The 23,844-nt window shown below is 66.5% G+C and carries 14 protein-coding genes, 4 tRNA genes and 1 riboswitch; of the genes, 10 read left to right on the top strand and 8 right to left on the bottom strand.

The window, feature by feature from the left end; all coding sequences use genetic code 11:
- Positions 1-28: 28 nt before the first annotated feature.
- On the bottom strand, positions 29-925 hold the full coding sequence (gene tsf / locus L1Z78_RS08640) for a translation elongation factor Ts (protein ID WP_234641115.1): 897 nt from the start codon (positions 923-925) through the stop codon (positions 29-31).
- Between the two features lie 114 nt (positions 926-1,039).
- On the bottom strand, positions 1,040-1,792 hold the full coding sequence (rpsB, locus tag L1Z78_RS08635; protein ID WP_234641114.1) for a 30S ribosomal protein S2: 753 nt from the start codon (positions 1,790-1,792) through the stop codon (positions 1,040-1,042).
- A gap of 367 nt (positions 1,793-2,159) precedes the next feature.
- Between rpsB and L1Z78_RS08630 the strand changes: the two genes are divergently transcribed.
- Entirely contained in the window at positions 2,160-3,431 is a 1,272-nt protein-coding gene (locus L1Z78_RS08630; RefSeq protein WP_234641113.1) for an NAD(P)/FAD-dependent oxidoreductase, read from the top strand.
- A 30-nt stretch (positions 3,432-3,461) separates the two neighbouring features.
- On the opposite strand, the gene L1Z78_RS08625 is transcribed toward L1Z78_RS08630, so the two are convergent.
- On the bottom strand, positions 3,462-4,919 hold the full coding sequence (locus L1Z78_RS08625; RefSeq protein ID WP_234641112.1) for a GGDEF domain-containing protein: 1,458 nt from the start codon (positions 4,917-4,919) through the stop codon (positions 3,462-3,464).
- 150 nt (positions 4,920-5,069) lie between these two features.
- Between L1Z78_RS08625 and L1Z78_RS08620 the strand changes: the two genes are divergently transcribed.
- Positions 5,070-6,686, top strand: coding sequence for an NAD(P)H-hydrate dehydratase (locus tag L1Z78_RS08620; RefSeq protein ID WP_234641111.1), 1,617 nt, complete (start codon positions 5,070-5,072; stop codon positions 6,684-6,686).
- Positions 6,687-6,715: 29 nt separating this feature from the next.
- Here L1Z78_RS08620 and rnr read toward each other — a convergent pair whose 3' ends face one another.
- Entirely contained in the window at positions 6,716-9,274 is a 2,559-nt protein-coding gene (gene rnr, locus L1Z78_RS08615) for a ribonuclease R (RefSeq protein ID WP_234641110.1), read from the bottom strand.
- A gap of 34 nt (positions 9,275-9,308) precedes the next feature.
- Here rnr and L1Z78_RS08610 point away from each other — a divergent pair.
- From L1Z78_RS08610 to L1Z78_RS08595, 4 genes are all read left to right on the top strand, one after another.
- Positions 9,309-9,393, top strand: a tRNA-Leu gene (locus tag L1Z78_RS08610).
- Positions 9,394-9,550: 157 nt separating this feature from the next.
- Positions 9,551-9,635 (top strand) — tRNA-Leu (locus tag L1Z78_RS08605).
- A gap of 138 nt (positions 9,636-9,773) precedes the next feature.
- Positions 9,774-9,858 (top strand) — tRNA-Leu (locus L1Z78_RS08600).
- A gap of 159 nt (positions 9,859-10,017) precedes the next feature.
- Positions 10,018-10,102 (top strand) — tRNA-Leu (locus L1Z78_RS08595).
- A gap of 144 nt (positions 10,103-10,246) precedes the next feature.
- Here L1Z78_RS08595 and L1Z78_RS08590 read toward each other — a convergent pair.
- Positions 10,247-12,874 (bottom strand): DUF349 domain-containing protein, encoded by a 2,628-nt coding sequence (locus L1Z78_RS08590; protein ID WP_234642125.1) that lies wholly within the window; start codon positions 12,872-12,874, stop codon positions 10,247-10,249.
- Between the two features lie 155 nt (positions 12,875-13,029).
- Entirely contained in the window at positions 13,030-16,845 is a 3,816-nt protein-coding gene (locus L1Z78_RS08585; RefSeq protein ID WP_234641109.1) for a DUF748 domain-containing protein, read from the bottom strand.
- A 765-nt stretch (positions 16,846-17,610) separates the two neighbouring features.
- Between L1Z78_RS08585 and L1Z78_RS08580 the strand changes: the two genes are divergently transcribed.
- From L1Z78_RS08580 to nrdR, 3 genes are all read left to right on the top strand, one after another.
- On the top strand, positions 17,611-18,522 hold the full coding sequence (locus L1Z78_RS08580; protein ID WP_234641108.1) for a lytic transglycosylase domain-containing protein: 912 nt from the start codon (positions 17,611-17,613) through the stop codon (positions 18,520-18,522).
- Positions 18,523-18,669: 147 nt separating this feature from the next.
- Positions 18,670-18,846: riboswitch (ZMP/ZTP riboswitch) on the top strand.
- Between the two features lie 34 nt (positions 18,847-18,880).
- A complete protein-coding gene (gene glyA, locus L1Z78_RS08575; protein ID WP_234641107.1) occupies positions 18,881-20,128 on the top strand; it encodes a serine hydroxymethyltransferase in 1,248 nt (415 codons plus the stop codon).
- 20 nt (positions 20,129-20,148) lie between these two features.
- Positions 20,149-20,604: a transcriptional regulator NrdR gene (gene nrdR / locus L1Z78_RS08570; protein ID WP_234641106.1), complete on the top strand. Its 456-nt coding sequence runs from the start codon at positions 20,149-20,151 to the stop codon at positions 20,602-20,604.
- 58 nt (positions 20,605-20,662) lie between these two features.
- Here nrdR and aroC read toward each other — a convergent pair whose 3' ends face one another.
- Positions 20,663-21,760, bottom strand: a complete 1,098-nt coding sequence (aroC, locus tag L1Z78_RS08565) for a chorismate synthase (protein ID WP_234641105.1) — start codon at positions 21,758-21,760, stop codon at positions 20,663-20,665.
- Between the two features lie 184 nt (positions 21,761-21,944).
- Here aroC and L1Z78_RS08560 point away from each other — a divergent pair, with 184 nt between their 5' ends.
- Entirely contained in the window at positions 21,945-22,850 is a 906-nt protein-coding gene (locus tag L1Z78_RS08560) for an AraC family transcriptional regulator (protein ID WP_234641104.1), read from the top strand.
- On the opposite strand, the gene L1Z78_RS08555 is transcribed toward L1Z78_RS08560, so the two are convergent.
- Positions 22,837-23,832: a Bug family tripartite tricarboxylate transporter substrate binding protein gene (locus L1Z78_RS08555; RefSeq protein WP_234641103.1), complete on the bottom strand. Its 996-nt coding sequence runs from the start codon at positions 23,830-23,832 to the stop codon at positions 22,837-22,839. The genes L1Z78_RS08560 and L1Z78_RS08555 overlap by 14 nt on opposite strands.
- Between the last annotated feature and the right edge of the window lie 12 nt (positions 23,833-23,844).

The following is a 23,844-nucleotide window of genomic DNA, read 5'->3' as shown; positions in this document are numbered from 1 at the left end:
AAGGGAACGGTTCAGGCGCCGAGGCGGATCAGGCGCCTGCCTTGGCAGCGGCCACCTGGGCAGCCACTTCGGCAGCGAAGTCGTCGACCTTCTTCTCGATGCCTTCGCCGACCACATACAGGGTGAAGCCCTTGACGTTGGTGTTGGCGGCCTTGAGCATCTGGGCCACGGTCTGCTTGCCGTCGGCGGCCTTCACGAAGACCTGGTCGGCCAGCGAGACTTCCTTGAGGTACTTCTGCACCGAGCCCTCGACCATCTTGGCGACGATGTCGGCGGGCTTGCCGGATTCGGCGGCCTTGGCTGCGGCGACGGTGCGCTCCTTCTCGATCAGCTCGGCGGGCACGTCGGCGCTGGTCACGGACACGGGCTTCATGGCGGCCACGTGCATGGCGACGTCCTTGGCAGCAGTGGCATCACCGTCGAACTCGACGACCACGCCGATGCGCGAGCCGTGCAGGTAGGAAGCCAGGCTGGTGCCGTCGAAACGCTTGAAACGGCGGAAAGACATGTTCTCGCCGATCTTGCCGATCAGGCCCTTGCGCACGTCTTCCAGCGTGGGGCCGAAGCCGTCCTGCTCATAGGCCAGGGCGCCCAGGGCAGCCACGTCGGCGGGGTTGTGCTCGGCGATCAGCTTGGCGGCGGCGTTGGCCATGGCGACGAAGCTGTCGTTCTTGGACACGAAGTCGGTTTCGCTGTTGACTTCGATCATGGCGCCCTTGGTGCCGTCGATGAAGGCAGCGATCACGCCCTCGGCGGTCACGCGCGAGGCAGCCTTGCCGGCCTTGGTGCCGAGCTTGACGCGCAGCAGCTCTTCCGCCTTGGCCAGGTCGCCCTCGGCTTCGGTCAGGGCCTTCTTGCATTCCATCATCGGCGCGTCGGTCTTTGCGCGCAGTTCAGCCACCATGCTTGCGGTAATTGCAGCCATCGTATTTCTCCAGTGTCAGTTCGATTCGTTACAGGATTTCGGCTTAAAAAAACGGGGCTACCCAGAGCCCCGCTTTCCTTTCAGCGACGAGGTCGCTCAGCCGGACAAGTGCGATCAGGCAGCGGATTCTTCCACTTCCACGAACTCGTCGCCGTTCTCGCCGGAAGCGGCCTTCACCACATCGGTCAGGGCAGCGGCACGGCCTTCCAGGATCGCATCGGCGATGCCCTGGGCGTACAGTTGCACGGCCTTCGCGGAGTCGTCGTTACCGGGGATGACGTAGTCGATGCCTTCGGGGTTGTGGTTGGAGTCCACCACGCCGACCAGCGGAATGCCCAGCTTCCTGGCTTCGGCCACGGCAATCTTGTGGAAGCCCACGTCGATCACGAAGATGGCGTCGGGCAGGCTGTTCATGTCCTGGATGCCACCGATGTCCTTTTCCAGCTTTTCCAGCTCGCGAACGAACATCAGCTGTTCCTTCTTGCTCATGGACTCCAGGCCGGCTTCCTGCTGGGCCTTCATTTCCTTCAGGCGCTTGATCGACGTCTTGACGGTCTTGAAGTTGGTCAGCATGCCGCCCAGCCAACGCTGGTCGACGTAGGGCACGCCAGCGCGCTGGGCTTCGGCAGCCACCAGCTCGCGGGCCTGGCGCTTGGTGCCGACCATCAGGATGGTGCCGCCATTGGACGCCAGCTGCTTGACGAACTTCTGAGCGTCCTGGAACATCGGCAGCGACTTTTCCAGGTTGATGATGTGGATCTTGTTGCGGTGGCCGAAGATGAACGGAGCCATCTTGGGGTTCCAGAAGCGGGTCTGGTGACCGAAGTGGACGCCAGCTTCCAGCATCTCGCGCATAGTGACGGACATATGAATACCTCAAAGGTTGGGTCTAAAATCCAGCCCGACAATTGCGGCACGTGCGAGAGCCGCAACACCTTGAAGGGACTGGTTTGCGATTGACTTTGCCATGGGCCCCATGGTCATTGCAGGCAGCCTTGAACAGCCCACCGCACCGACAACACCCCGACCACCTCCGGCAGCCCAAAAAGATCAGGGTCAACCCTTAGCAAAGCCGCAAGATTCTAGCACACTGCAAAGACACCTCGCCGCTCGCATCTCACCTGCGAGCGCCTGCGCCTGCCGTCGAGGCAGTGGCCGCAACATCTGCGGCCACTCCTGTAGTGATAGCTTCATCCGCTTGATAATCCAGGCACTTCAGCAGATTCCACCCAAAATGAACATCGCGATTGTGGGCGCCGGCAGCATCGGCGTTGCGACAGCCCACGCACTGGCCCAGGCCGGCCACGAGGTCACCGTCTATGAGCGCCACGGCACGGCCGCCGAAGAGGCCAGTTTCGGTCATGCCGGCTGGCTGGGCCCCAGCCTTTTGCAGCCCTGGAGCCTGCCTGGCACCTCGACCCCCCGGCGCTCACCCACCCTGCCCGGCCGCCAGGCCCTGCCACGACTGGGCTCGGGCGGCCTTGCATCCCAGCTGGGCTGGCTCTGGCAATGGCGCCAGGCACGCCGCGGCCTGCTTCGCAATGGCCAGCCCACGCCGGCCATGGCGGCGCTGGAAGCGCTGACCCAGCACAGCCAGCAACTGCAGCAATCGCTATGGCGCCAGTGGGAGTTCGATCCCGAGTACATCGCGGGCAGCCTGGTCCTACTGGGCAGCGAAGCAGAACACGAACTCCTCAAGCCCGCGCTGGCCGCGCTGGCCGAGGCCGGCACCCGCTGCGAACTCCTGGATGCCGCCCAGACCCGCCTGCGCGAGCCCTCGCTGGGAGAGGATGCACAGATCGCGGGCGCCCTCTATTTTCCTCAGGCAGGCGCGGCCAACGGACGACTTGCCACGCTCATGCAGCGCCAGGTCGCACAGACCGGTGGTGCACGGTTCGAGACACAGCGCACAGTCAGGCAACTGCTGCCCGGGGGCGGAGGACGCACGGCCCGGCTGTTGCTGCAAGACGAGGAGCAGCCGCGCACACACGAGGCCATCGTGTTGTGCGCGGGCGCCGATGCCCCCGGCCTGCTGGCCACTCAGGGCATCCGTCTGCCCCTGACCCCACTGCATGGCTACGGCGTCAGCGCCCCTCTGCGCGAGCTCAGCTACGCCCCCCGCCACGCCATCGTCGACTGGAGCGAACAGATGAACCTGGTGCGCCTGGGCCAGCGCATGCGCATCGTGGCAGGCGCCGAACTGGGACGGCGCGGCCCCATGCACGAAGCCACGCTGCAGCGCATGTACCACCGGCTCAACATGCTGTTTCCGGGCAGCGCCGTGCTGGCATCCGGCGTGCAGATCTGGCAGGGTACGCGCATGTGCACCAGCGATGGCCTGCCCTTGCTGGGCGCCAGCGGCCTGCCCGGGATCTGGCTGAACCTGGGCCACGGCAGCTGCGGGGCCGCCATTGCACAGGGATGCGCCAGCCTGCTGGCCGACCTGATCGGCCAGCGCCCCGTTTTCATGGACACCTCCCTGCTGGACCCGCGCCGTTTCGGCTGACCCTCGCCCGGGCGGCAAGAATCGCACGCATCAGAGGACGCAGGCAGCCACCACGCCATTGCGCCCCCCGGACTTGGCCGCATAGAGCGTGGCATCCGCCACCTGCAGAAACTGCTCCAGCGAGGCATCCCACCCCGCAGGGCCGGACTGCGCAAGCCCCAGACTGGCCGTCACCCGCAAGTTGGCGCCATCCTCCAGCGGCAGGGCTATGGCATCGATCGCCGCACGCAGCCGCTCGGCCACCGCCATGGCCTGCGGCTGCGAGAGGCCGGGCAGCAGGACCGCGAACTCCTCGCCCCCCAGGCGGCCGAACAGATCGGCTTCACGCAGCGCCACCAGGACACTGCGCCCGACCTCGTGCAGCACCCTGTCGCCCACCAGGTGACCATGCACATCGTTGATGCGCTTGAAATGATCCAGATCCATCATCAGCATGGACAGCGACGCCTGCGCGGCACGCTGGCGCTCCAGCATCTGCTGGGCCCGCTGCGTGAAGGCAAGCCGGCTCAACGCGCCGGTGAGGCTGTCGTGGTTGGCGGCAGCGTCGAGCCGGCGCATGGCCTCATCGCGCGAGGAATTCAGGCTGACCACCACCAGGGGCGCCATGGCCAGCAGCGTGATGCCCAGGCGCAACGAGACCGTGGCGCTCATGAAGTGATCCAGATTGGGCAGCGCCACCCAGCCCTCGGCCACCGCCGTCATCTTCCAGACGCAGACCGTCATCGTGATGAGCGCTGTGCCGAACACGTCATAGCTCAGCGCGCACCAGACCAAAGCCGGCACGGGAAAGGCCAGCGCCCCGGGGCCGCCGATCACCACTGCCGCGAAAACGCTGACCACCAGGGAAAGAATCGGCAAGGCGTGCACCAGACCGCGTCGCCAGGCACCGGAGCGCAACGAGCGTGAATGCCGCGCAGCACCCGCCCCCGGCGTCACGGCTGGCAGAGACAGCATCACCGGCAGCACGATGATGCTGTTGGCCAGCTCGGTGGTGAACCAATAGGCCATGCCAGCAACCAGTTCGCGGCCATAGAAGACTGGTGCAATGCCCGCCCCCACCACCATGGAGGCAGCAGCGGCCGCGACGCAGACCACGAACAGGAAGAACATGGCGCGGGGCTGGCGCAGGTCACGGTGATCGCCGGCATGGCGACCGAAAAGCAGGCAGCCTGTCGCCACCCCCGAGAGATTGGACGCCGTAAGCCACAGGGTGAGCGCCAGGTCGCCGCCGGTGGAGAAATCCGCCGCCAGGTAGCCGGCAGTGGCGGCCATCCAGCCATAACGCGTCGCCAGAGCGGGAAAGCGCAGGAACAACCCGAGCAAGACAGCATTGGCAGGCCAGAACGCTGCCAGAAAACCCAGGGGCCGCGTCAGGATGCCGAATATCGAGGCGGCAAAGACGACACAGAAAACGACGGCCATGGCACCCAGCACCGCTGACCAGCGGGAGTCCATGCACGCCAATGCGGCCCTGGTGGGGATCTTCATGCACTATTTTCCCTGGATGGGTGACTCTGCCCAAGACACGAATGTCACTTATCCACCGTTTCTTATATCTTGCCGCACATGGCCTGTCCATCGGATTGTGCCAGCGCAGTCCCCGCGGCGTCGCATCGCTGCTGCCGCTATGCTCGGTGGATGCTGTACATCCCTGCCCTGGCACACCGACCACAGGCCGCCACCCTTGCATCCCAGGTCGGCTGGCCCCTGTTCGACACACAGGCCACGCGCACGCTGGAGCGGCGCCTGGCTGCCACAGGCTGCGAGCCGACGCTGATGCAGCGCGCCGGCCAAGCCCTGGCCCGGCTGGCCCTGGCCCTGGCACCGCACGCGCGCACGGTCTGGATTGCCTGCGGCCCCGGCAACAATGGTGGCGACGGCCTGCAGGCCGCCGCCTGGCTTGCCCGATGGCATGCGGCACAGCCAGGCCCCATGGCCTGCCGCGTCCTCGTGACGTGCACGCGCGAGCGCGGACACATGCCCGCCGACGCACAGTCGGCCTGGGATGCCGCCACCCAGGCCGGCGTGCAGTGGACCGACACCATGCCCGAGGACATGGGAGCACAGGATCTCTGCCTGGATGCTCTGCTGGGCATCGGCCTGCAAAGCCGCAGCAGCCAGGCCCGGCCCGATCCGCGCCTGCTGGCGCTGATGCAGGCACTGCAAGCCAGTCCCTGCCCCGTACTCTGCGTGGACATCGCTTCGGGCCTGGACGCCGACAGCGGACAGTTCCTGCCCCAGTTCACGCCAAGGCACGGAGCCCGCGCAGCAAGGCATACGCTGGCCTTGCTGACATTGCAGCCCGGACTGTTCACGGGAGCCGGCCGCGATGCCTGTGGGCAGATCTGGTGGGATGACCTGGGCTGCGGCCTGCAGCAAGGCGTCGATCCGGCCGGTCCGACGGCCTGCGCCCATCTCTTCACGCCCCCGCCGGATGAGGGACAGGAGCGTCCCCATGCCAGCCACAAGGGCAGCTTTGGCGACGTGGCCGTCCTGGGTGGCGAAGGCCTGGCGCTGCGCGGCATGTCCATGGTGGGCGCGGCCTGGCTGGCCGCACTGGCCGCACTGCACGCAGGGGCCGGCCGCGTGATGCTCTCCCTGCTCGATGAAAACGCCCCGCCCGGCCAGACCGGCCCCGCCTGGCCCGAGATCATGCTGCGCAGCCCCGAAGCCCAGGACTGGCGCACTGCCACCGTGGTCTGCGGCTGCGGCGGTGGGCTGGCAGTGCGACCCTGGATGGCCCAGGTCCTGGAGCAGGCACCCCGTCTGGTGCTCGATGCCGACGGCCTCAATGCCGTGGCCGACGATCCCGCGCTGGGCCGGATGCTCGGCAGCCGCGAGCAACAGGGTTTGCAGACCGTGCTGACACCGCATCCGCTGGAAGCTGCCCGCCTGCTGGGTTGCAGCACCGCCGATGTGCAGTCCCGCAGGCTGGACGCCGCCAGGGAACTGGCACAGCGCTTCCAGTGCACGGCCCTGCTAAAGGGCTCGGGGACGGTGATTGCCTCGCGCACAGGGCTGGCGCAGGGCGTGCGCCCCACCTGCTGGATCAACCCCACGGGCAACGCCAGGCTGGCCACAGGAGGCACCGGCGATGTCCTGGCCGGATTGATCGCTGCCCTCTGGGCCCAGGGCCGCACGGCACCCGAGGCCGCCGCGCTGGCGGCCCACCGGCACGGCAGCGTGGCCGAGCAATGGCCTCGCACGCGGCCCTTCAGCGCCAGCGCACTGGCCGTGCACCTGGGACAGGGCTGAGAAGGGCCTATCCCCCTCCCCGCACCTGATCAGGCCTTGCGCCGGGACTTGGCGGGCTTGCCGACGGTGCCGGCCTTGGTCTTGACGGCGCCCAGCACCTTCTTGCCCAGGGCTCGCAGCGCCTGGACCGGCGACGGCGGCGGCAGTTGCGGCAACGGCCTGCCGGCAGCGGTCTCGGCGGTATAGACGGCATCGGCAGGCGCATCGCTGCCGCGCCTTGCGCTCTTCCTGCCCTTGCGCTGCGCCACCCCGGAAGCCTGGGCAGGAGGCTCGTGCTGCGCGGGAGCATCCGTACGCGCCTGTTGTGCGTACTCGGCCTCCAGCGCCGCCAGGTTCACGCCCTTGACCATGGCCTTGCGTGACGCCTTGCGGCCCTTGTTGCCGGCCGCCGCCGCACTGTCGGAGAAAGGTTTGGCCGGCGCATTGCGCTGGGCACGTTTGTCCCGGGCGTCGCGGCGCCCCCACTTGTCGCTGCCGTAGCCCTCCTCGCGTGCGGCAGGCCGCCCGCTGCGGGTCGTGGGCGCCTGCTCCTCACCTTCACGCACCAGCCGGAAGTCGATGCGGCGGCCATCGAGATCCACCCGGCTGACCTGCACACGCAACCGCGTGCCTATGCCATAGCGTATGCCCGAGCGTTCGCCACGCAATTCCTGGCGCGCCTCATCAAAGCGGAAGTAATCGCCACCCAGCTCGGTGATGTGGACCAGACCCTCCACGTACATGGCATCGAGCGTGACGAAAATGCCGAAGGTGGTCACGGCCGATACCGTGCCCGCGAACTCCTCGCCCAGATGCTCGCGCATGTACTTGCACTTGAGCCATGCCTCCACATCGCGGCTGGCCTCGTCGGCACGGCGCTCGTTGGCACTGCAGTGCAGGCCTGCCGCCTCCCAGGCCTGCACCTCGGCAGCCGCAGCACGCTTGCGCGGCTTTTGCCGGGGTTCGCTGACACGCGAGGCCAGGCGCTTGGCCAGCTTGGCTTCCGCCTCCCCGGGCGTGGGCAGCTCGGGCAGGTGGTAATGCGTGCCTTCGAGCTCGGCCTTGATCACGCGATGCACCAGCAGGTCCGGATAGCGGCGGATCGGGCTGGTGAAGTGGGTATAGGCATCGAACGCCAGCCCGAAGTGGCCCGAATTCTCGGGCGTGTAGAAGGCCTGCATCATGGAGCGCAGCAGCATGGTGTGGATCTGCTGCGCATCAGGCCGGTCCTTGGTCGCGTTGGCGATGGCCTGGAAGTCCGAGGTGGCGGGGTTGTCGCCGATCGACACCCCCACCCCCATGGCCTTGAGATAGTTGCGCAGGATGTCCTGCTTTTCCAGAGAAGGCTTGTCGTGCACGCGGAACAGGCCGACACGGCCGCTTTGCTCGATGAAGTCCGCGCTGCACACGTTGGCCGCCAGCATGGCCTCCTCGATCAGCTTGTGGGCCTCGTTGCGCGTGCGGGGCACGATCTTCTCGATGCGGCCGTTCTCGTCGCAGACGATCTGCGTTTCCGTGGTTTCGAAGTCCACGGCACCACGCGCCTCGCGCGCCTTGAGCAGCGCCTGGTAGACGCCGTGCAGATTCAGCAGATCGCCCACGCGCTCGCTGCGCCGTGCCGCCTCGGGGCCACGGGTATTGGCCAGGATGGCCGCCACCTCGGTATAGGTGAAACGCGCATGGCTGTGCATCACCGCCGGGTAGAACTGGTAGGCATGGACCTCCCCCTTGGCGGTGACCAGCATGTCGCAGACCATGCACAGCCTATCAACGTCGGGATTCAGTGAGCACAGGCCGTTGCTCAGCTTCTCGGGCAGCATGGGGATCACGCGGCGCGGGAAGTAGACACTGGTGGCGCGGTCATAGGCATCGACATCGATGGCGCTGCCGGTGGTCACATAGTGGCTCACATCGGCAATGGCCACCAGCAGGCGCCAGCCTTTGCTGCGCCCGACCTTGGCGGGTTCGCAATAGACGGCGTCGTCGAAGTCGCGCGCATCCTCGCCGTCAATGGTCACCAGCGGCACATCAGTCAGATCGATGCGCTTCTTGCGGTCCGCCGGCCGCACCTTGTCGGGCAGCGCCTTGGCCTGGGCCAGGCAGGCGTCGGAGAACACATGGGGCACCCCGTATTTGCGCACGGCGATCTCGATCTCCATGCCAGGATCATCGACCTCGCCCAGCACTTCGATGATGCGGCCCACGGGCTGACCGAACAGCGCAGGCGCCTCGGTCAACTCGACCACGACCACCTGGCCGATCTTGGCGGAACCCGTGGCATTGGCGGGGATCAGGATGTCCTGGCCGTAGCGCTTGTCCTCGGGAGCCACGAGCCAGACGCCGCTTTCCTGCAGGAAGCGCCCGATGATGTTGTGAGCGGGACGCTCGACGATCTCTACCACCCGCCCTTCGGGACGGCCGCGCCGATCCTGGCGCACGATGCGGACCTTGACCCGGTCCTTGTGCAGCACCGCACGCATTTCGTTGGGAGGCAGGAAGATGTCGCTTTCGCCGTCATCGCGGATGACGAAACCGTGCCCGTCTCGGTGCCCCTGCACACTGCCCCAGATCTCTTCGTTCACGTCGGCACTTTTTGCGCGAGGGTTCATTTTTTTGGTGTACAATCTAAATCTTTCCTGAGATGCCCAGGTGGCGGAATTGGTAGACGCACTAGTTTCAGGTACTAGCGGGTAACTCCGTGGAGGTTCGAGTCCTCTCCTGGGCACCAAGTTTAACGACAACCTGCAGAGGTTGCGATGAACTGAGGAACTATCTTCAACAGAAGACAGCTCCCCTGCTTCATGCCTTGGTCAACGACAGTCTCAAGAAAAATTGAAGATCAGGATCCTGATGCAGAAAATGCAGTAGAATCCCAGCTTCAGCAAGCCCAGGTGGCGGAATTGGTAGACGCACTAGTTTCAGGTACTAGCGGGTAACTCCGTGGAGGTTCGAGTCCTCTCCTGGGCACCAAATATGAAAAGGCCGTTGCGCAAGCAACGGCCTTTTTCTATTGACCTGCAAGACTGCCCCACCCAGGCTTCGAAAAAATTTTGCAACCTTCCCTGGAGCACGGTTTTCACGCCATATAATCCACGGATACTCTGAAATGCCCAGGTGGCGGAATTGGTAGACGCACTAGTTTCAGGTACTAGCGGGTAACTCCGTGGAGGTTCGAGTCCTCTCCTGGGCACCAAACATGACAAGGCCGTTGCGCAAGCAGCGGCCTTTTTCTTTGCCCGCTCCGCCCGCACGACAGCATGACCCGCACCCGGTCGGCGGATGGATAAAAAAACTTTGCAAACTGGCCTGGGGCAGAGATTTCACGCTATATAATTTGCACATACTCTGAAATGCCCAGGTGGCGGAATTGGTAGACGCACTAGTTTCAGGTACTAGCGGGTAACTCCGTGGAGGTTCGAGTCCTCTCCTGGGCACCAAAATTGACAAGGCCGTTGCGCAAGCAACGGCCTTTTTCTTTGACACCACCGGCCTCGCACCTCGGGCCATCCTTCTTTCACGCACAAGAAAAAGGAGCCCTTGGCTCCTTTTTCTTCAAGTGGGCGGGACCAGGCCCGCCATCGTCACTTGCGCAGCAGCTGCCTGAGCACATTCTGCAGGCGACGGGCATTACCCTCGTCACGGGCGGAGGCCAGCACGCGAGCCGCATCGCGGCCCCAGGTCTCCTGGGGAGAAGGATCGTTGCGGCGCGTCAGCAACTGCAGCTGCAGCGCGCGGCGCGCGGTCAGGTGCTCGGCCGGCGTGGGAACGTCGGCTGCTATCTCCAGGCGCAGCAGCGCGTCACCCGCATCGCCCTGAGGCGCCTGGCCCAGGGCCTGAGACCAGGCGCTGCGGACCTGGGGCGAGACACGGCCACCCAGTTGCTGGGCCGCAGGCAGTTGGGCCGCATCACGCGCCTGCCAGGCCGCCAGCAGCTGGGTCAGCGCTTCGCCATGGGCCTGTGCCGCGAGCTTGCGCAGCGCTTCCTGGGCATGTTCCATGGCTTCACGCTGGGCGCGGAAAGCCGGATCCGCCAGGCGGGGACCGCGATCCTCGCGAGGCTCGCGCCCTTCACGCCCGAAGCGTCCGCCCCCCTCGCGGCTGTCACGGCCATCACGACCACGTCCGCCATCGCGGCGGTCGCCAGGACGACCGGTGCGCGCGGCACCACTGTCTTCCTTCTTCATGCCCGGGCGGTCATCGCCACGCACGGCGACCACGGGGCGCACCGTCACCGGCCTGGCTGCCGCTTCTTCAGCACCATTCGCCGCCGCAGGCACCGAGGCCGCAGCAGCCTGGACGGATGCATCGGCGCGGCCGCGCAGCGCCTCCTCCAAGACCTCCACAGCGGCACGGATCTGCTGTACATCGCCCGATGCATTGGCAGCTTCCACCGCCTGCGATGCCTCCAGCACACGGCGATCATGGTCGCTGAGAGCCACCGAGGTGGCACGGGCACCACGCTCGCTGCCCTTGCGATTGAAGGCTTCGTCCAACGGCTTGCGGAAGGCATCCCAGAGCTTTTGCTCGTGCTTGCGATCCAGGGGCACAGCCTGCGCCTCGGCCTGCCAGCGCTGCTGCAGCGCCTTGACGGCATCGATGCGCAGGCTGGGCGCCGCGCCCAGGGCCGTGGCCTCGTCGATCATGGCATGACGGCGCTGCAGGCTGTCCTTCTGCGCGGCATGCAGCGGAGCCTCGGCCAGCGCCATGGCCTGCTTGAACTGGGGCTGCAGCTCGGCAAACAGCTTCTCGCCGATATGGCCGCTTTCACGCCAGCGCTCGGCGAACTGCCTGAGCGCACGTGCCGCGCCCTTCAGGTCTTCACCGTTCGCATGCTGCGCGGCCCAGGCCTTGACCTCTTCGATCAGCGCAAGACGCTGCGCCTTGGACTGGGTGGTCTCGGTGCGCAGCTTCTCGTGCCAGGCCTCCACCACCTTGTGCGCTGCGTTGCAGGCCTCGTCGAACTTCTTCCACAACGCATGGTTGGCTGCGCTGCCCTGATCGGCCAGCTTCCATTGCTCACGCAGGTTGCGCAGCGATTCCTGGATCTTGCGGCCACCCAGTGCCTGCCCTTCAGGCCGGTTCAGCAAAGCCTCCGCCTTGGCCACCAGTTCCTCGCGCAGCTTGTCGGCGTTCTGGCGCGGCCAGCCCTCGGACTCACCAGCCGCCAGCAGCGCCTCGTGCACCTGGGTGACCAGGGCATCGTCCACCAGGCGGCCATGGGCCTTGATGGCGGCACGCACAGCCAGTACGGCGGCAGAACCCGCCTGGCCCTGGCCAGCGGCCGTCTGGGCCTGCAGTTGCTCCAGCGCCTGGGTCAGGGCCGCGGCAGCTGCCGCCACCTGCTCTGCAGATGCCTTGCCCTTGGGCTGGGCCGGGCCACGGGCAGCGGCCGGTGCCTTGGCAGGCTCGGTGGCCACGGCTTCAGGAGGCAGGCCGCGCGCCACGCGCAGCTCATCCGCCCAGACGGGCACGGTCGGCAACGGTGCGGATTCATCGGCGGCTGCCGCCTCGGTCTGCGCCAGGGCCGACTGGAAGGCATCCCAGACCAGGATCAACTGCGCGCTGGCAGCCTCCAGCTGCGGCGGGAAGCGGCCATCCACACTGGCCCAGTTCCCGTCGCCGGTCAGTTCACCGGCCTGTTCCTGCCAGCGGGCCACGTCGGTGCGCAGGTTGTCCAGCACGGCCTGGGCGTCGCGCCAGGGCTTGGTGGACAGGACTTCGATGCGCTGGGCCAGCAAGACAGCCACCTCGCGCTGCACCTGGACACGGTGCTGCAGCTCCTCGATGGCCTTGACACGCTCGGCCAGCCGGGCCTTGAACTGGGACAGCGGCTCGCGCGACAGCGGCGCACCCGCCTTGGCGGCGTCACGCTGCCAGGCAGCGGCCTCGGCCGCGTTGAAGGGCGATGCGACCAGCAGCGCCTGGGCCTTTTCGGCCCATTCCACGGCGATCTTTTCCTGGTCCTTGGTACGGCGGATCTCGTCCAGGCGCTCACGCACCGCGCGGGCTGCGCCCTTGTCGCGCGCACTCAGTTCCTTGAGTACGTCCTGCAGCTGATCGACCGTGGGCTGGGTGGCCAGCCAGTCGCGGATGCGCGCGGCCCGGTCACCCGAGGTTTCAGCGGAGAAGGCGCCGCCCGTGAGCACGTCCAAGGGGTGTTGTTCAGGATTCTTGGCAGAAGCAGGGCTCACTTCAGGTGCATCGGACATGGTGCTGCGGGGGGAAAGAGAAGACATGAATCAATCGTTGAATGCCTGCCAGCCACGGGCTGCCAGACGCGGGCCGGCCGGGCTGCATGCGGGCATGCTAGCCGGACCGGGAAAACCATATTCTCGCCGTTATTTGGAGCACAGCCAAAACCGGGCTACTGCGTGGACAGGCTGAGCTGGGCGCGCGGACTCCACTCCTGGTCCTGCGAGTCCAGCCTGGGAGCTCCCAGGAACAGCCGCTCCAGCGGCAACTGCTGCTGTGCCAGATAGTCTCGCACAGCAACGCCGCGCGCCAGTGCCAGCTCCCGCATCGCGTCGTCGGGAACACTGATCTGGGCAAGCAGGAGGCTGCGCATCTGGTCCGTGGGCAGATCCTTGGCCATGCCGATGACATTGCGCGGCTTGGCAAAGTCAGATCGGCTGTACAACGCCTTGGTCAGTGTCGGCACCTCCGCTTCGGACACTTCGGTGACGGACTCCGCCGACCTGCCATCGCGCAGGGCCTGGCGGCGCTTTTGCGCCAGCAGCAGGCGATCGAGCTGCGCCTGCTTCCATGCCTCCCGGTCCTGTGCCTCGCGCGCCTCCCCGATCACGGTGAGCTTGAGCGCGGGACGTTCCTTGAGCGAGGCAACCACCTTGTCCAGGCTCTCGCGCGCCTTGGCATCGATCTGGGCACGGCCCGGCGCGAAGGCCACCACGCCCGACTCGCTGCTGCCGCCAAAGGCACCGGAGAGCAGCGAGAACGGCGCGGTGACGGCCTTCATGATCAGATTGCCGATGATCTTGAAGATGACCGGCGCCAGCCGGAACTGTGGGTCGTTGAGCGAGCCGCTGACCGGCAGATCCAGGTCGATGACCCCATTGCGGTCAGCCAGCAGCGCCACGGCCAGGCGCACGGGCAGCGAGGCCGGAGCCCCTTGCACGGGCTCGCCGAAGGTCAGCTGGTGCAGCACCAGCTTGTTGCGCGCCGTGAGCTGGCCGTCGGGTTCGATCTTGTAGTCGACGTCCATGCTGAGCTTGCCGCGCTCGATGCCGTGGCCCGCATATTTGATGGAATAGGGAGACAGAGGCGGCAGCTCCAGATCGCGCATCTGGGCACGGATGTCCAGGGCCAGCGGCTTGGCCAGCGGATTGACCTGGCCGGTGATCTCCAGGAAAGCGGTGCCCTGGGCACGGCCACGCAACTCCACATCCGCCAGTTGCGGCCCCTGCTGCCCGGAGGTCTGCTGCGACGAGAAGGCACTCAGGCGCCCTGCCAGCTCGCTGAGATCGGCCGAGTAGTTGGGCTGGATGAAGTAGTCGGAGAACTGCACCCTGCCCCCTGTCAGAACGATGGGGCCGACGTTGACGATGGGGGCCGGACCCGACGCAGGAACGGCAGCAGACGCGGCCTGCGCCGACGTGCCAGCGCCATCGGCAGCGGGCACCGCGTTCTGCGCCAGCGACTGCTCTGACTTGGCCGACTTGACGATGTCCTGCAGGTTGATGCGGCCATTGCGCTGCACGATGACACGCGCAAAGAAATCGCTGAGAGCCGTCTCGCGCACGCTCAGGCGCAGCGGCTGCGCGGGCTGCATCTGCAGATCCAGACCGCGCACGGCCAGCGTCTTCCACGCCAGCAGCTCGTCACGCAATCCCAGCCCCGAGGAAGCTGCGCGATCCGCCGTGGATTCACTGAGCACGGCGGCCACGGCACCTGCGGCAGAACGCGGCGCCGCCGGGGCGGCATCTGCGGCCTGCACAGGCGAGGCCAACGCCGAGCGCATGCGCAGTTCGCTGAGTTCGACATCGCCCTGCACGGCCAGCTCGGGTCCGACCGGCAGGCTGGCAAAGCGCAGCTGGCCGGTGAAATTGCCATCGGCACGCACCAGCTCCACATTGAGCAGGTCGGCGAAATAGGGCTCCAGCGCATGCAATGGCAGGCTGCGCGCCTGCACCTTGCCCTGAAGCGACAGCGGCGCCAGCCCCAGGTCACCGCGCAGACTCAGGGAGCCCGCCTGGACGCGGCGTCCCGACCCCACGTGGGCGGACAGCTCCAGCGGCGTGGTCGCCTGCCTGGCGGCGAGCGGTTCGATGGCTCCCAGCCGCAGGCGCAGCGAGCTCAGGTCCAGGGAGACACTGCGGGGTGCATCGGCTCCCCGCATGGGCGCAGCATCGCGCAGCGTGACCGCACCGCCATCCACCTCCACCGCCTGCAACTTCAGCGCCCAGGGCCTGGACGCGGCCTTGCCCGGGCCGGGCGGCACTGGCGCCGGCGCCGTGGTCGGCAGCCATTGCTCGTACATCCATCGGCCCTGCGTGTCGCGCGCCACGGCCACTTGCGGCTTTTGCAATGCCACGCGCCCCACGGCGACCTGCTGGCGGGCCAGATCGACCTGCACCTGGTCCAGCTGCAATTGTGCGACGGCCACCGGTGCGACCCTGTCCTTCAGGCTCAACTGCTCCACGGCAAGCCGGGCCACATGCGCCACCATGGCAGAGCCGTTCCAGCCCAGGCCGGCATCCGTCTCCAGCACGCCCGACAGCTCGGGCGCGAGATGGGCAGAGAGATAGGGCGCCGCCAGTTGAAGCGGCAGCTGCCGCGCGGAGATAGCCAGTCGGCCCTGCTTGTCGGTCAAGGCGCCACTGAGCATCAGTTGCGCAGGCTTGGCATCCGGCGCGGCCGCACCGGCCTGCAAGAGCAGGCCCGCATCGAAGCTCAGCGGCTGCTCCATGGGCCACCGTATGTCACGCGCGTGCACTGACAGTTGCCGCGCCTGCAAGGCCGCGCCAGCCTTCCCGGCGTCGGGTGCCGCATCACGCCAATGCACGGTGGCATCGGCGATCACGAGCCTGCCCAGGGCCACCTGCCACGGCTGCCGCGCATCGGTGGGCTTGTCCGGGGCCTGCTGCGGAGCATCGGCGGCCGCGCCGTCCACCGCCGCAGGCCCTTGTGCTGCGGACAGCCAGTTGATCCGGCCACGGGCATCGCGGGATGCAAAGACCTCCGGCGCGCTCCACTGCACGGATTCCAGCTCCGCAATGGACTGCAGAGGCTGCACATTCTTGAGAACGGCAGCCAGACGCTCGAAGCGCAGCAGCGGCGCACCCTCACGGTCGCGCAGTTCGGCGCCGGACAGGCTGATCTCGCCACTGATACGCACCACGGCCTGGGGATCCTGCTCGAAGGCGATGTGCAGGTTCGTGTCCAGCACGCCGGCACTCGGCCGGATGGGCGCACTGGAGGGTACGTAGCCAAGATAGGGCGCCAGGTCCACGCCCTGCCAGCTCAGGTCGACCGCGGTCCGGCGCTGGTCCGTGAAAGGCGTGCTCTGGGCGCTGGACTCGAAGCGGCTGCCATTGAGCGCAAAGGACAGATGCGGCAGGACCTTGATGTCCCGCTTGGACTCCAGGTTGCTGATGAAGGGCAGCCGCAGCTGCAACTGGTCCAGCGTGTGCTGGCGCTCCTGCAGATCATCTTGCAGTTCCACCCGGCCATCGCTGAGCGCGATGTTGTACAGCGCGAAGCCCACCGGTCCGGACGGCTCGGGATCACTGGGCTGCGACAGTCTGGCCAGCACGTCGTCCACGTCGAAATGCCCCAGGCTGCGCTGGGTCAGCCGCAGCACCGGTGCATCGACCTCGATGGCGTCCAGCACGGGCATCAGCCTCAGCAGGGACTGGATGCTGGCATTGACATAGATGCGATCGACCTGGAACTGGGATGTCGATGGCTCGTCCTGCGCCGACGCCCCTTCCTGAGCCGCCCGAGCCACACGGAGATCGCGCAGCGTCAGCTCCAGCGACCAGGGCGAAAATTCCACACGTCCCACGGTGACTGCGCGGCCGAGCCTGGCGGAGGCCTGCTTTTCCAGCTGGCTCTTGGCGATGCCAGGCACCAGCGCCCACAGCAACAGCAGCAGCAGGACAAAGACTGCAAGAGTGATGACCAGCCTGCGCAGCCAGCGGTTCCTGAAAAGAAAAGATTGCATGGGGTTCGTTAACGGATACGGCCTCTGCTGCCGGCAGGGGCCAATGGCTGCCATTGCACCAGAAATTGAAGCGCCGGCAACACCTTGGCCGGTGTCGCGGCACATTTCTTGACGTTGCAGCGCCCCTGGAACGACAAAGCCCGGAAGCCTTGAACCGGCTTCCGGGCTTTACGGCAGGCGCAAGGCCTGGCCGTTTTCCGCAGTCAAGGAGAGGATGGTCCTTGCTGCTTGGAAGCAAGAGATTGCTTCCAGGAAGGCCGCGGAGGAAGACTTGAACGACTGCGCCCGAACCGTCGGACGCCACTTTTACCCGTCTTCCGCCTTGGCGGAACGACTGCCTGAGCAGTCGCCTCCAATATAGATTTGCCCCGAGCCCTCAGGCCAGTGCTTTTGCATTTGATTGCAATTTCACGTGCACCCCGTGCAGCTCGGAAGCCGTGTATTTCGATAGCACACCAACCGCTCTCAAACCCCTTCAACCTGTGTTTGCATCCATGCTTTTTTATAATTCATCGATCTAAGAAATTCACATCATAGTATTGACCATGTATTTAGTGACCTCCTAGAATCCGCCAGCGCTCGAATAGAGCGTTTTTTGTTTCCGCTGCCTCACGACTGAGCAGATCCCGCAGGCCTGCATCGCCAAGGTGCCCAGCGCACCCCGCCTCCCGGATCCGCAGCACCCAATCCAGGGTGCCGGCCTCAACGGCCTTCGCTTCCCGGCGAAGGCCGTTTCGGGCTGGCGCCCCTAGAAAGGAAAAAGCTATGCCAGCGTCAGGAAAATTCTTCGCCGCCGCGCGAACGTTCGCCATCGATGTGGCCAACGGTTTTCTTGCCATCATCCACAACAGCTTCGCCCTGCTGGGCCTGGCTGTGGCCTTTCTGGCCATCACCTTGTTCGCCCGTCCCGATCTGCGCGATGCCGGAGAGAGCCAGTTGCGCTCCTGGCTGACCGCCCGCCAGACGGCCGAACTGGGCATGCCCGTCGAGCTCGCCGCCAGCGAGCGCGCGACGGCGACCAATCCCAAGAGCCTGCCCAAGGAGCAGGCGGCCGTGGCCTTCTGGCTCAGCAAGAAATACCGCGTGGCGCCGGAGCCCATCGCTGCCCTGGTCAGCGAGGCCTACGACCTGGGCAAGGCCAACCGCCTGGATCCCACGCTGATCCTGGCCATCATGGCGATCGAGTCGAGCTTCAACCCGTTCGCACAAAGCGCCGTGGGCGCGCAGGGTCTGATGCAGGTGATGACCACGGTGCACACCGACAAGTACGAGAACTTCGGTGGCCAGAACGCTGCGTTCGATCCCGTGAGCAATCTGCGCGTGGGCGTGCGCGTGCTCAAGGAATGCATAGAGCGCGCCGGCTCCATCGAGGGCGGCCTGCGTTACTACGTGGGCGCGGCCAATCTGCCCACCGATGGTGGCTACGCCGCCAAGGTGCTGGCCGAGCACCAGCGCCTGCGCCTTGCGGCAGGCATGCGCGCGGTGCCCTTGATGACAGCCAAGATCGAGCAGCCCAAGCCGGCGGTCCAGGTCGCGGTGACCAAGCCTGTCACACCCGCCACAGCAGCCACGGCCACCGAGGCCGCCGCCACACAGGCACCGGTACCCGTGAGCTCGGGTATTCCGTCCGTGCGCACCGAGCAGGTAGCACTGCAAACCCAGGAGCCGGCCCTGTAGCCGCGCCCCGCCGCGAGATGACGACTGGAGCTGGCCGAGGCCAGCTTTTTTCATGGTGGCCACGGCGCGCACCGCAAAGCGCCGCACGCAAAAGCGGCGTCACCGGCGCAACCGCGGCGCAAGCGGCAGCGCCGGCTCAGCTACACTAACGGGGTACGCAACTGGCGATAGGCGCAGCCGCTTCATGCAGGCTGCCGCTGACGTGGAAACCAGCAGAAGGCCCGGCAGGGACCACCTTCTGTGAACCACCGGGGAGCGTACCGCCCGGGTCCTGTCCAGACGGACGTGGCTTGGAGTGTTCCGCCGTTCGCCTGGGCAGCCCTTGGCCTCAAGGGAATTTCAAGTTCACAGGACTGCCATGTTTCAACGCACCAATACCGTCGAGAAGGTCGACGCCGAAGTCTTTGCCGCCATCCAGGCCGAAAACCTGCGCCAGCAAGAACACATCGAACTGATCGCCAGCGAGAACTACTGCTCGCCCGCCGTGATGGAAGCCCAGGGCTCCCAGCTCACCAACAAGTACGCGGAAGGCTACCCGGGCAAGCGCTACTACGGCGGCTGCGAGAACGTGGACGTGGTCGAGCAGCTCGCCATCGACCGCGTCAAGAAGCTGTTCGGCGCCGAAGCCGCCAATGTGCAGCCCAACTCCGGTTCCCAGGCCAATCAGGCCGTGCTGATGGCCTTCGCCAAGCCCGGCGACACCATCATGGGCATGAGCCTGGCCGAAGGCGGCCACCTGACGCACGGCATGCCGCTGAACATGTCGGGCAAGTGGTTCAACGTGGTCTCCTATGGCCTGAACGCCGAGGAAGCCATCGACTACGACAAGATGGAAGCCCTGGCGCGCGAGCACAAGCCGCGCATCATCGTGGCCGGCGCCTCGGCCTACGCATTGGCCATCGATTTCGAGCGCTTCGCCAAGATCGCAAGGGAAGTCGGCGCGATCTTCTGGGTGGACATGGCCCACTATGCCGGCCTGATCGCCGCAGGCGTCTACCCCAACCCCGTGCCGCACGCCGACGTGGTCACCACCACCACGCACAAGAGCCTGCGCGGCCCGCGCGGCGGCGTGATCCTGATGAAGGCCGAGCACGAGAAGGCCATCAACAGCGCCATCTTCCCCGGCCTGCAAGGCGGCCCGCTGATGCATGTCATCGCCGGCAAGGCCGTGGCCTTCAAGGAAGCACTGTCGCCCGAATTCAAGGCCTATCAGGAACAGGTCGTCAAGAATGCCAAGGTCGTCGCCGAAACGCTGACGGCCCGTGGCCTGCGCATCGTCTCCGGCCGCACGGAAAGCCATGTCATGCTGGTGGACCTTCGCGCCAAGGGCATCACGGGCAAGGCAGCCGAAGCCGCGCTGGGTGCCGCCCACATGACGATCAACAAGAACTCCATCCCCAACGACCCGGAAAAGCCCATGGTCACCAGCGGCATCCGCGTGGGCACGCCCGCCATGACCACGCGCGGCTTCAAGGAAGAGGAAGCCCGCCTGACGGCCAACCTGCTGGCCGACGTGCTGGAGAACCCGAACGACGAGGCCAACCTGGCACGCGTTCGCGCCCAGGTGGCCGAGCTGACGGCGCGCTTTCCGGTCTACGGCGCCTGAGCTGCGCATAGAGAACCGCCATGAAGTGCCCTTTCTGCAGCCATCCGGACACCCAGGTCGTGGAGACCCGCGAGGCCGAGGATGGGGGCTTCATCCGCCGTCGCCGCCAATGCGGCGGCTGCGACAAGCGCTTCACGACCTATGAGCGGCCCGAGGTCAGCTTTCCCGCCATCGCCAAGAAGGACGGGCGGCGCATCGAATACGAGCGCAACAAGTTGCTGGGCTCGTTCAAGATCGCGCTGCGCAAGCGCCCCGTGAGCACCGAACAGATCGATGCCGCCATCGAACGCATCGAGGAACGACTGCGCAACATGGGCGAGCGCGAAGTGCTGTCCAGCCGCCTGGGCGAGATGGTGATGCGCGAGCTCAAGCTGCTCGACAAGGTGGGATACATCCGCTATGCCAGCGTCTACCGCAGCTTCGAGGATGTGGACGACTTCAAGAACGTCATGGATGAGGTGCGCAATCCCGGCTGATGGCCGGGGCCTCGCAGACGAAAAAGCCGCCCTCGGGCGGCTTTTTTCTTGGGGTGCCTCAGGGGGCCGCTGCAGGAATCGGCGCCAGGCCCGAATCCACGTCTCCGCACTGGGCGCGGTGGCGCAGCGCATGGTCCATCACCACCAGTGCCAGCAGTGCCTCGGCGATGGGCGCGGCGCGGATGCCCACGCAGGGATCGTGACGGCCCTTGGTGATGACCTCGGTACTCTGACCATGCACGTCGATGGATTCGCGCGGCGTGATGATGGAGCTGGTCGGCTTGATCCCGATGCGCACCTCCAGGTCCTGGCCCGTGCTGATGCCGCCGACGATGCCACCTGCGTTGTTGCTGCGAAAACCCTCGGGACTGAGGGAATCCCCATGCGTGGTGCCGCGCTGGGCCACGCTATCGAAGCCCGCGCCGATTTCCACGGCCTTCACGGCGTTCAGCCCCATCATCGCGTAGGCGATATCGGCGTCCAGCCGGTCGTACAAGGGCTGGCCCAGGCCCACCGGCATGCCGCTGGCCTGCACGCGCAGCGCGGCGCCGCAGGAGTCGCCCGACTTGCGCAGTGCCTCCATGTACTCCTCATAGCGGGAGACATCGGCCACGGGGGCGAAAAAGGGGTTGTTGCGCACATGCTCCCAGCTCTCGAACGGCAGCGACAGCTCGCCCACCTGGGTCATGCAGGCGCGGAACTCGGTGCCGAACCTCTCCTTGAGCCACTTCTTGGCCACGGCGCCCGCGGCGACCGTGGGCGCCGTCAGGCGCGCCGAGGAACGGCCGCCGCCGCGCGGATCGCGGATGCCGTACTTCTGGAAGTAGGCATAGTCGGCATGGCCGGGCCGGAAGCTCTGCGCGATGTTGGAGTAGTCCTTGCTGCGCTGGTCGGTATTGCGGATGAGCAGCGAGATGGGCGTTCCGGTCGTCTTGCCTTCGTAGACGCCGGAGAGTATCTCCACCGCGTCGGGCTCGTTGCGCTGGGTCACGAACTTGCTGGTGCCGGGGCGGCGGCGGTCCAGGTCGAACTGGATGTCCGCTTCGCTCAGCGCCATGCCGGGCGGGCAGCCATCGATCACGCAGCCTATGGCCGGGCCGTGCGATTCGCCGAAGTTGGTGACTGTGAATAGGGTGCCGAAGGTGTTGCCGCTCATAGGCCGATGATTATGCCCGCGCCGCTGGCGGGCTTGCGCAGGGACATCGGCTGCATGGACGGCACCCTATGCTCGAAAGCTATGAGGCATCCAGATTCGATAGGTGAAAATCCGTGTGGCCGCAGGCGCCAGCCTGGGGAACACTGCCCTGTGCGCCTCGGGCGCCATGCGGGGGATTTTCCGAATGCAGGTCCATTTCGACTCGTCGCGTGTCGCCGACCGCGACAACTTCGCCAGCTACAGCGCACTCACCGATCGCCTGATGTACCCTGCCGCGCGCAGCACCCGTGCCCGCCAGCCGGAGGGTCGCATGCGCCTGGCCAGCGCGGACATCGCAGGGCTGCTGCTGCTGGAGCTCATCCGTCCGCCAGGCCGCAGCGCGCGCAGCCTGCGGCACGGACGGGTGGATGCCTGCTTCGTTTCCGTCCTCGGTGCGGGACCGGTGGTCCTGGACACGGGCGGGTACCGCACCGTCCAGAACGTCGGCGACGTCATCGTGTGGCATGCCGACCAGCCGCACGAATGGCGCTATGAGCACGGCATGTCCAGCATCTGCGTGCGCCTGCCCCTGAACTGGACGCGCATCGCGGGAGCGGACGGGTGGCGCCCCAGGGTGCTGGCGGGCTCCAGTCCCCTGGGCATCCTGGCGGCCTCCCTGGTGCGCCAGATTGCAGCGCTGCCGCAGCCCCGCTGCACGCAGGCGGCCCGCCATCTGCGTTCGGCCCTGCTGCACGGGCTGTCTGCATCGCTGTGGGCCCAGGAGCCCATCACCGGCGATCGCCTGGCCGACGCCAGGCAGTACATGCAGGCGCGGCTGGATGATGCCGAACTGACGCCGGCGCAGGTCGCACAGGCGCTGGGACTTTCAACGCGCAGTCTCGCGCGCCTGTTCGCCGCCGAGGGATCTACCCCCAGCCGCTGGCTCTGGAGCGAGCGCCTGGCCCAGGCACACCGGCTGCTGGCGCAAGGCGAGGTCGGGCGTGTGACCGACGCGGCGCTGGCCTGCGGCTTCACGAGTTTTTCGCATTTCAGCCGTGCTTTCCGGCAGGCCTACGGCATGGCCCCCAGCGCCCTGCTCAGTCGAGCTTGAGGTTGATCGCCTTGACGATGCCGCCATACAGCTCGCGGTCGGCACGGATGCGCTGGGCGAAGGCTTGCGGGGTGCTGGCGGTGACGGAGATGCTCAGCTCATCGAGCCGGCTCTTGATGGCGGGGCTGGCCAGGGCGGCCGCCATGGCGCCATGCAGCCTGTCGATCACGGCCGCCGGCGTTCCCGCGGGGGCCAGGTAACCGAACCACAGATCGATCCTGACACCGGGCACCCCCACCTCGGTCCAGGTGGGTACGTCAGGGAAATGGGGCGAACGCGTGGCACCCGCGGTGGCAATGCAGCGCATCTTGCCACCGCGCACGTGGGCGATGGCATCCGGTCCGCTGAGCATGCCGAAGTCCAGTTCGCCCGACATGATGGCGACCGACATGGGTGCCGCCCCCTTGTAGGGGACGTGGTTGAAGCGCGTGCCCGCATCGCGGTTGAACAGCTCGCCCAGGATGTGCGATATGCCACCAGGCCCCGAAGATCCGAAATTCGCGGGCTTGCCGGATTTGCCCAACGCGACCAGGTCGGCCGGCGTCTTCAGCGGCGAAGCCGTGGGCACGCAAAACAGCATGGGCGCCGTGGCGGCGATCATGATGGGCGCGAAGTCCTTTTCCACATCGTAGGGCAGCCTGGAAAAGGCGCTGGCCGCGATGGCATTGGGCCCCGGATTGCCCACCAGCAGCGTGTATCCGTCCGGTCGGGAACGGGCCACCTGGGCGGAGCCGATGGTACCCGCCGCGCCCGGCCGCGCCTCCACCACGATGGGCTGGCCCAGCGCACGCCCCATGTGCTCCCCCAGCAGGCGGGACAGCACGTCGGTGCTGCCGCCAGCGGGATAGGGGTCGATGATGGTGATACTGCGGCGTGGATAGTCGGCCGCCTGGGCCTGGGCCTGGGCCTGGGCCTGGGCCTGGGCCTGGGCCAGGAATGCGGTGAAGGCCAGGACGATGGCGCCGGCAAGGTGCTTTTTCATGCGTGTCTCCTT

The organism is Delftia tsuruhatensis (assembly GCF_903815225.1).
Classification (GTDB): domain Bacteria; phylum Pseudomonadota; class Gammaproteobacteria; order Burkholderiales; family Burkholderiaceae_C; genus Comamonas; species Comamonas tsuruhatensis_A.
The sequence above is the reverse complement of the archived record's forward strand: the minus strand, read 5'-3'. Positions and strand labels throughout refer to the sequence as shown.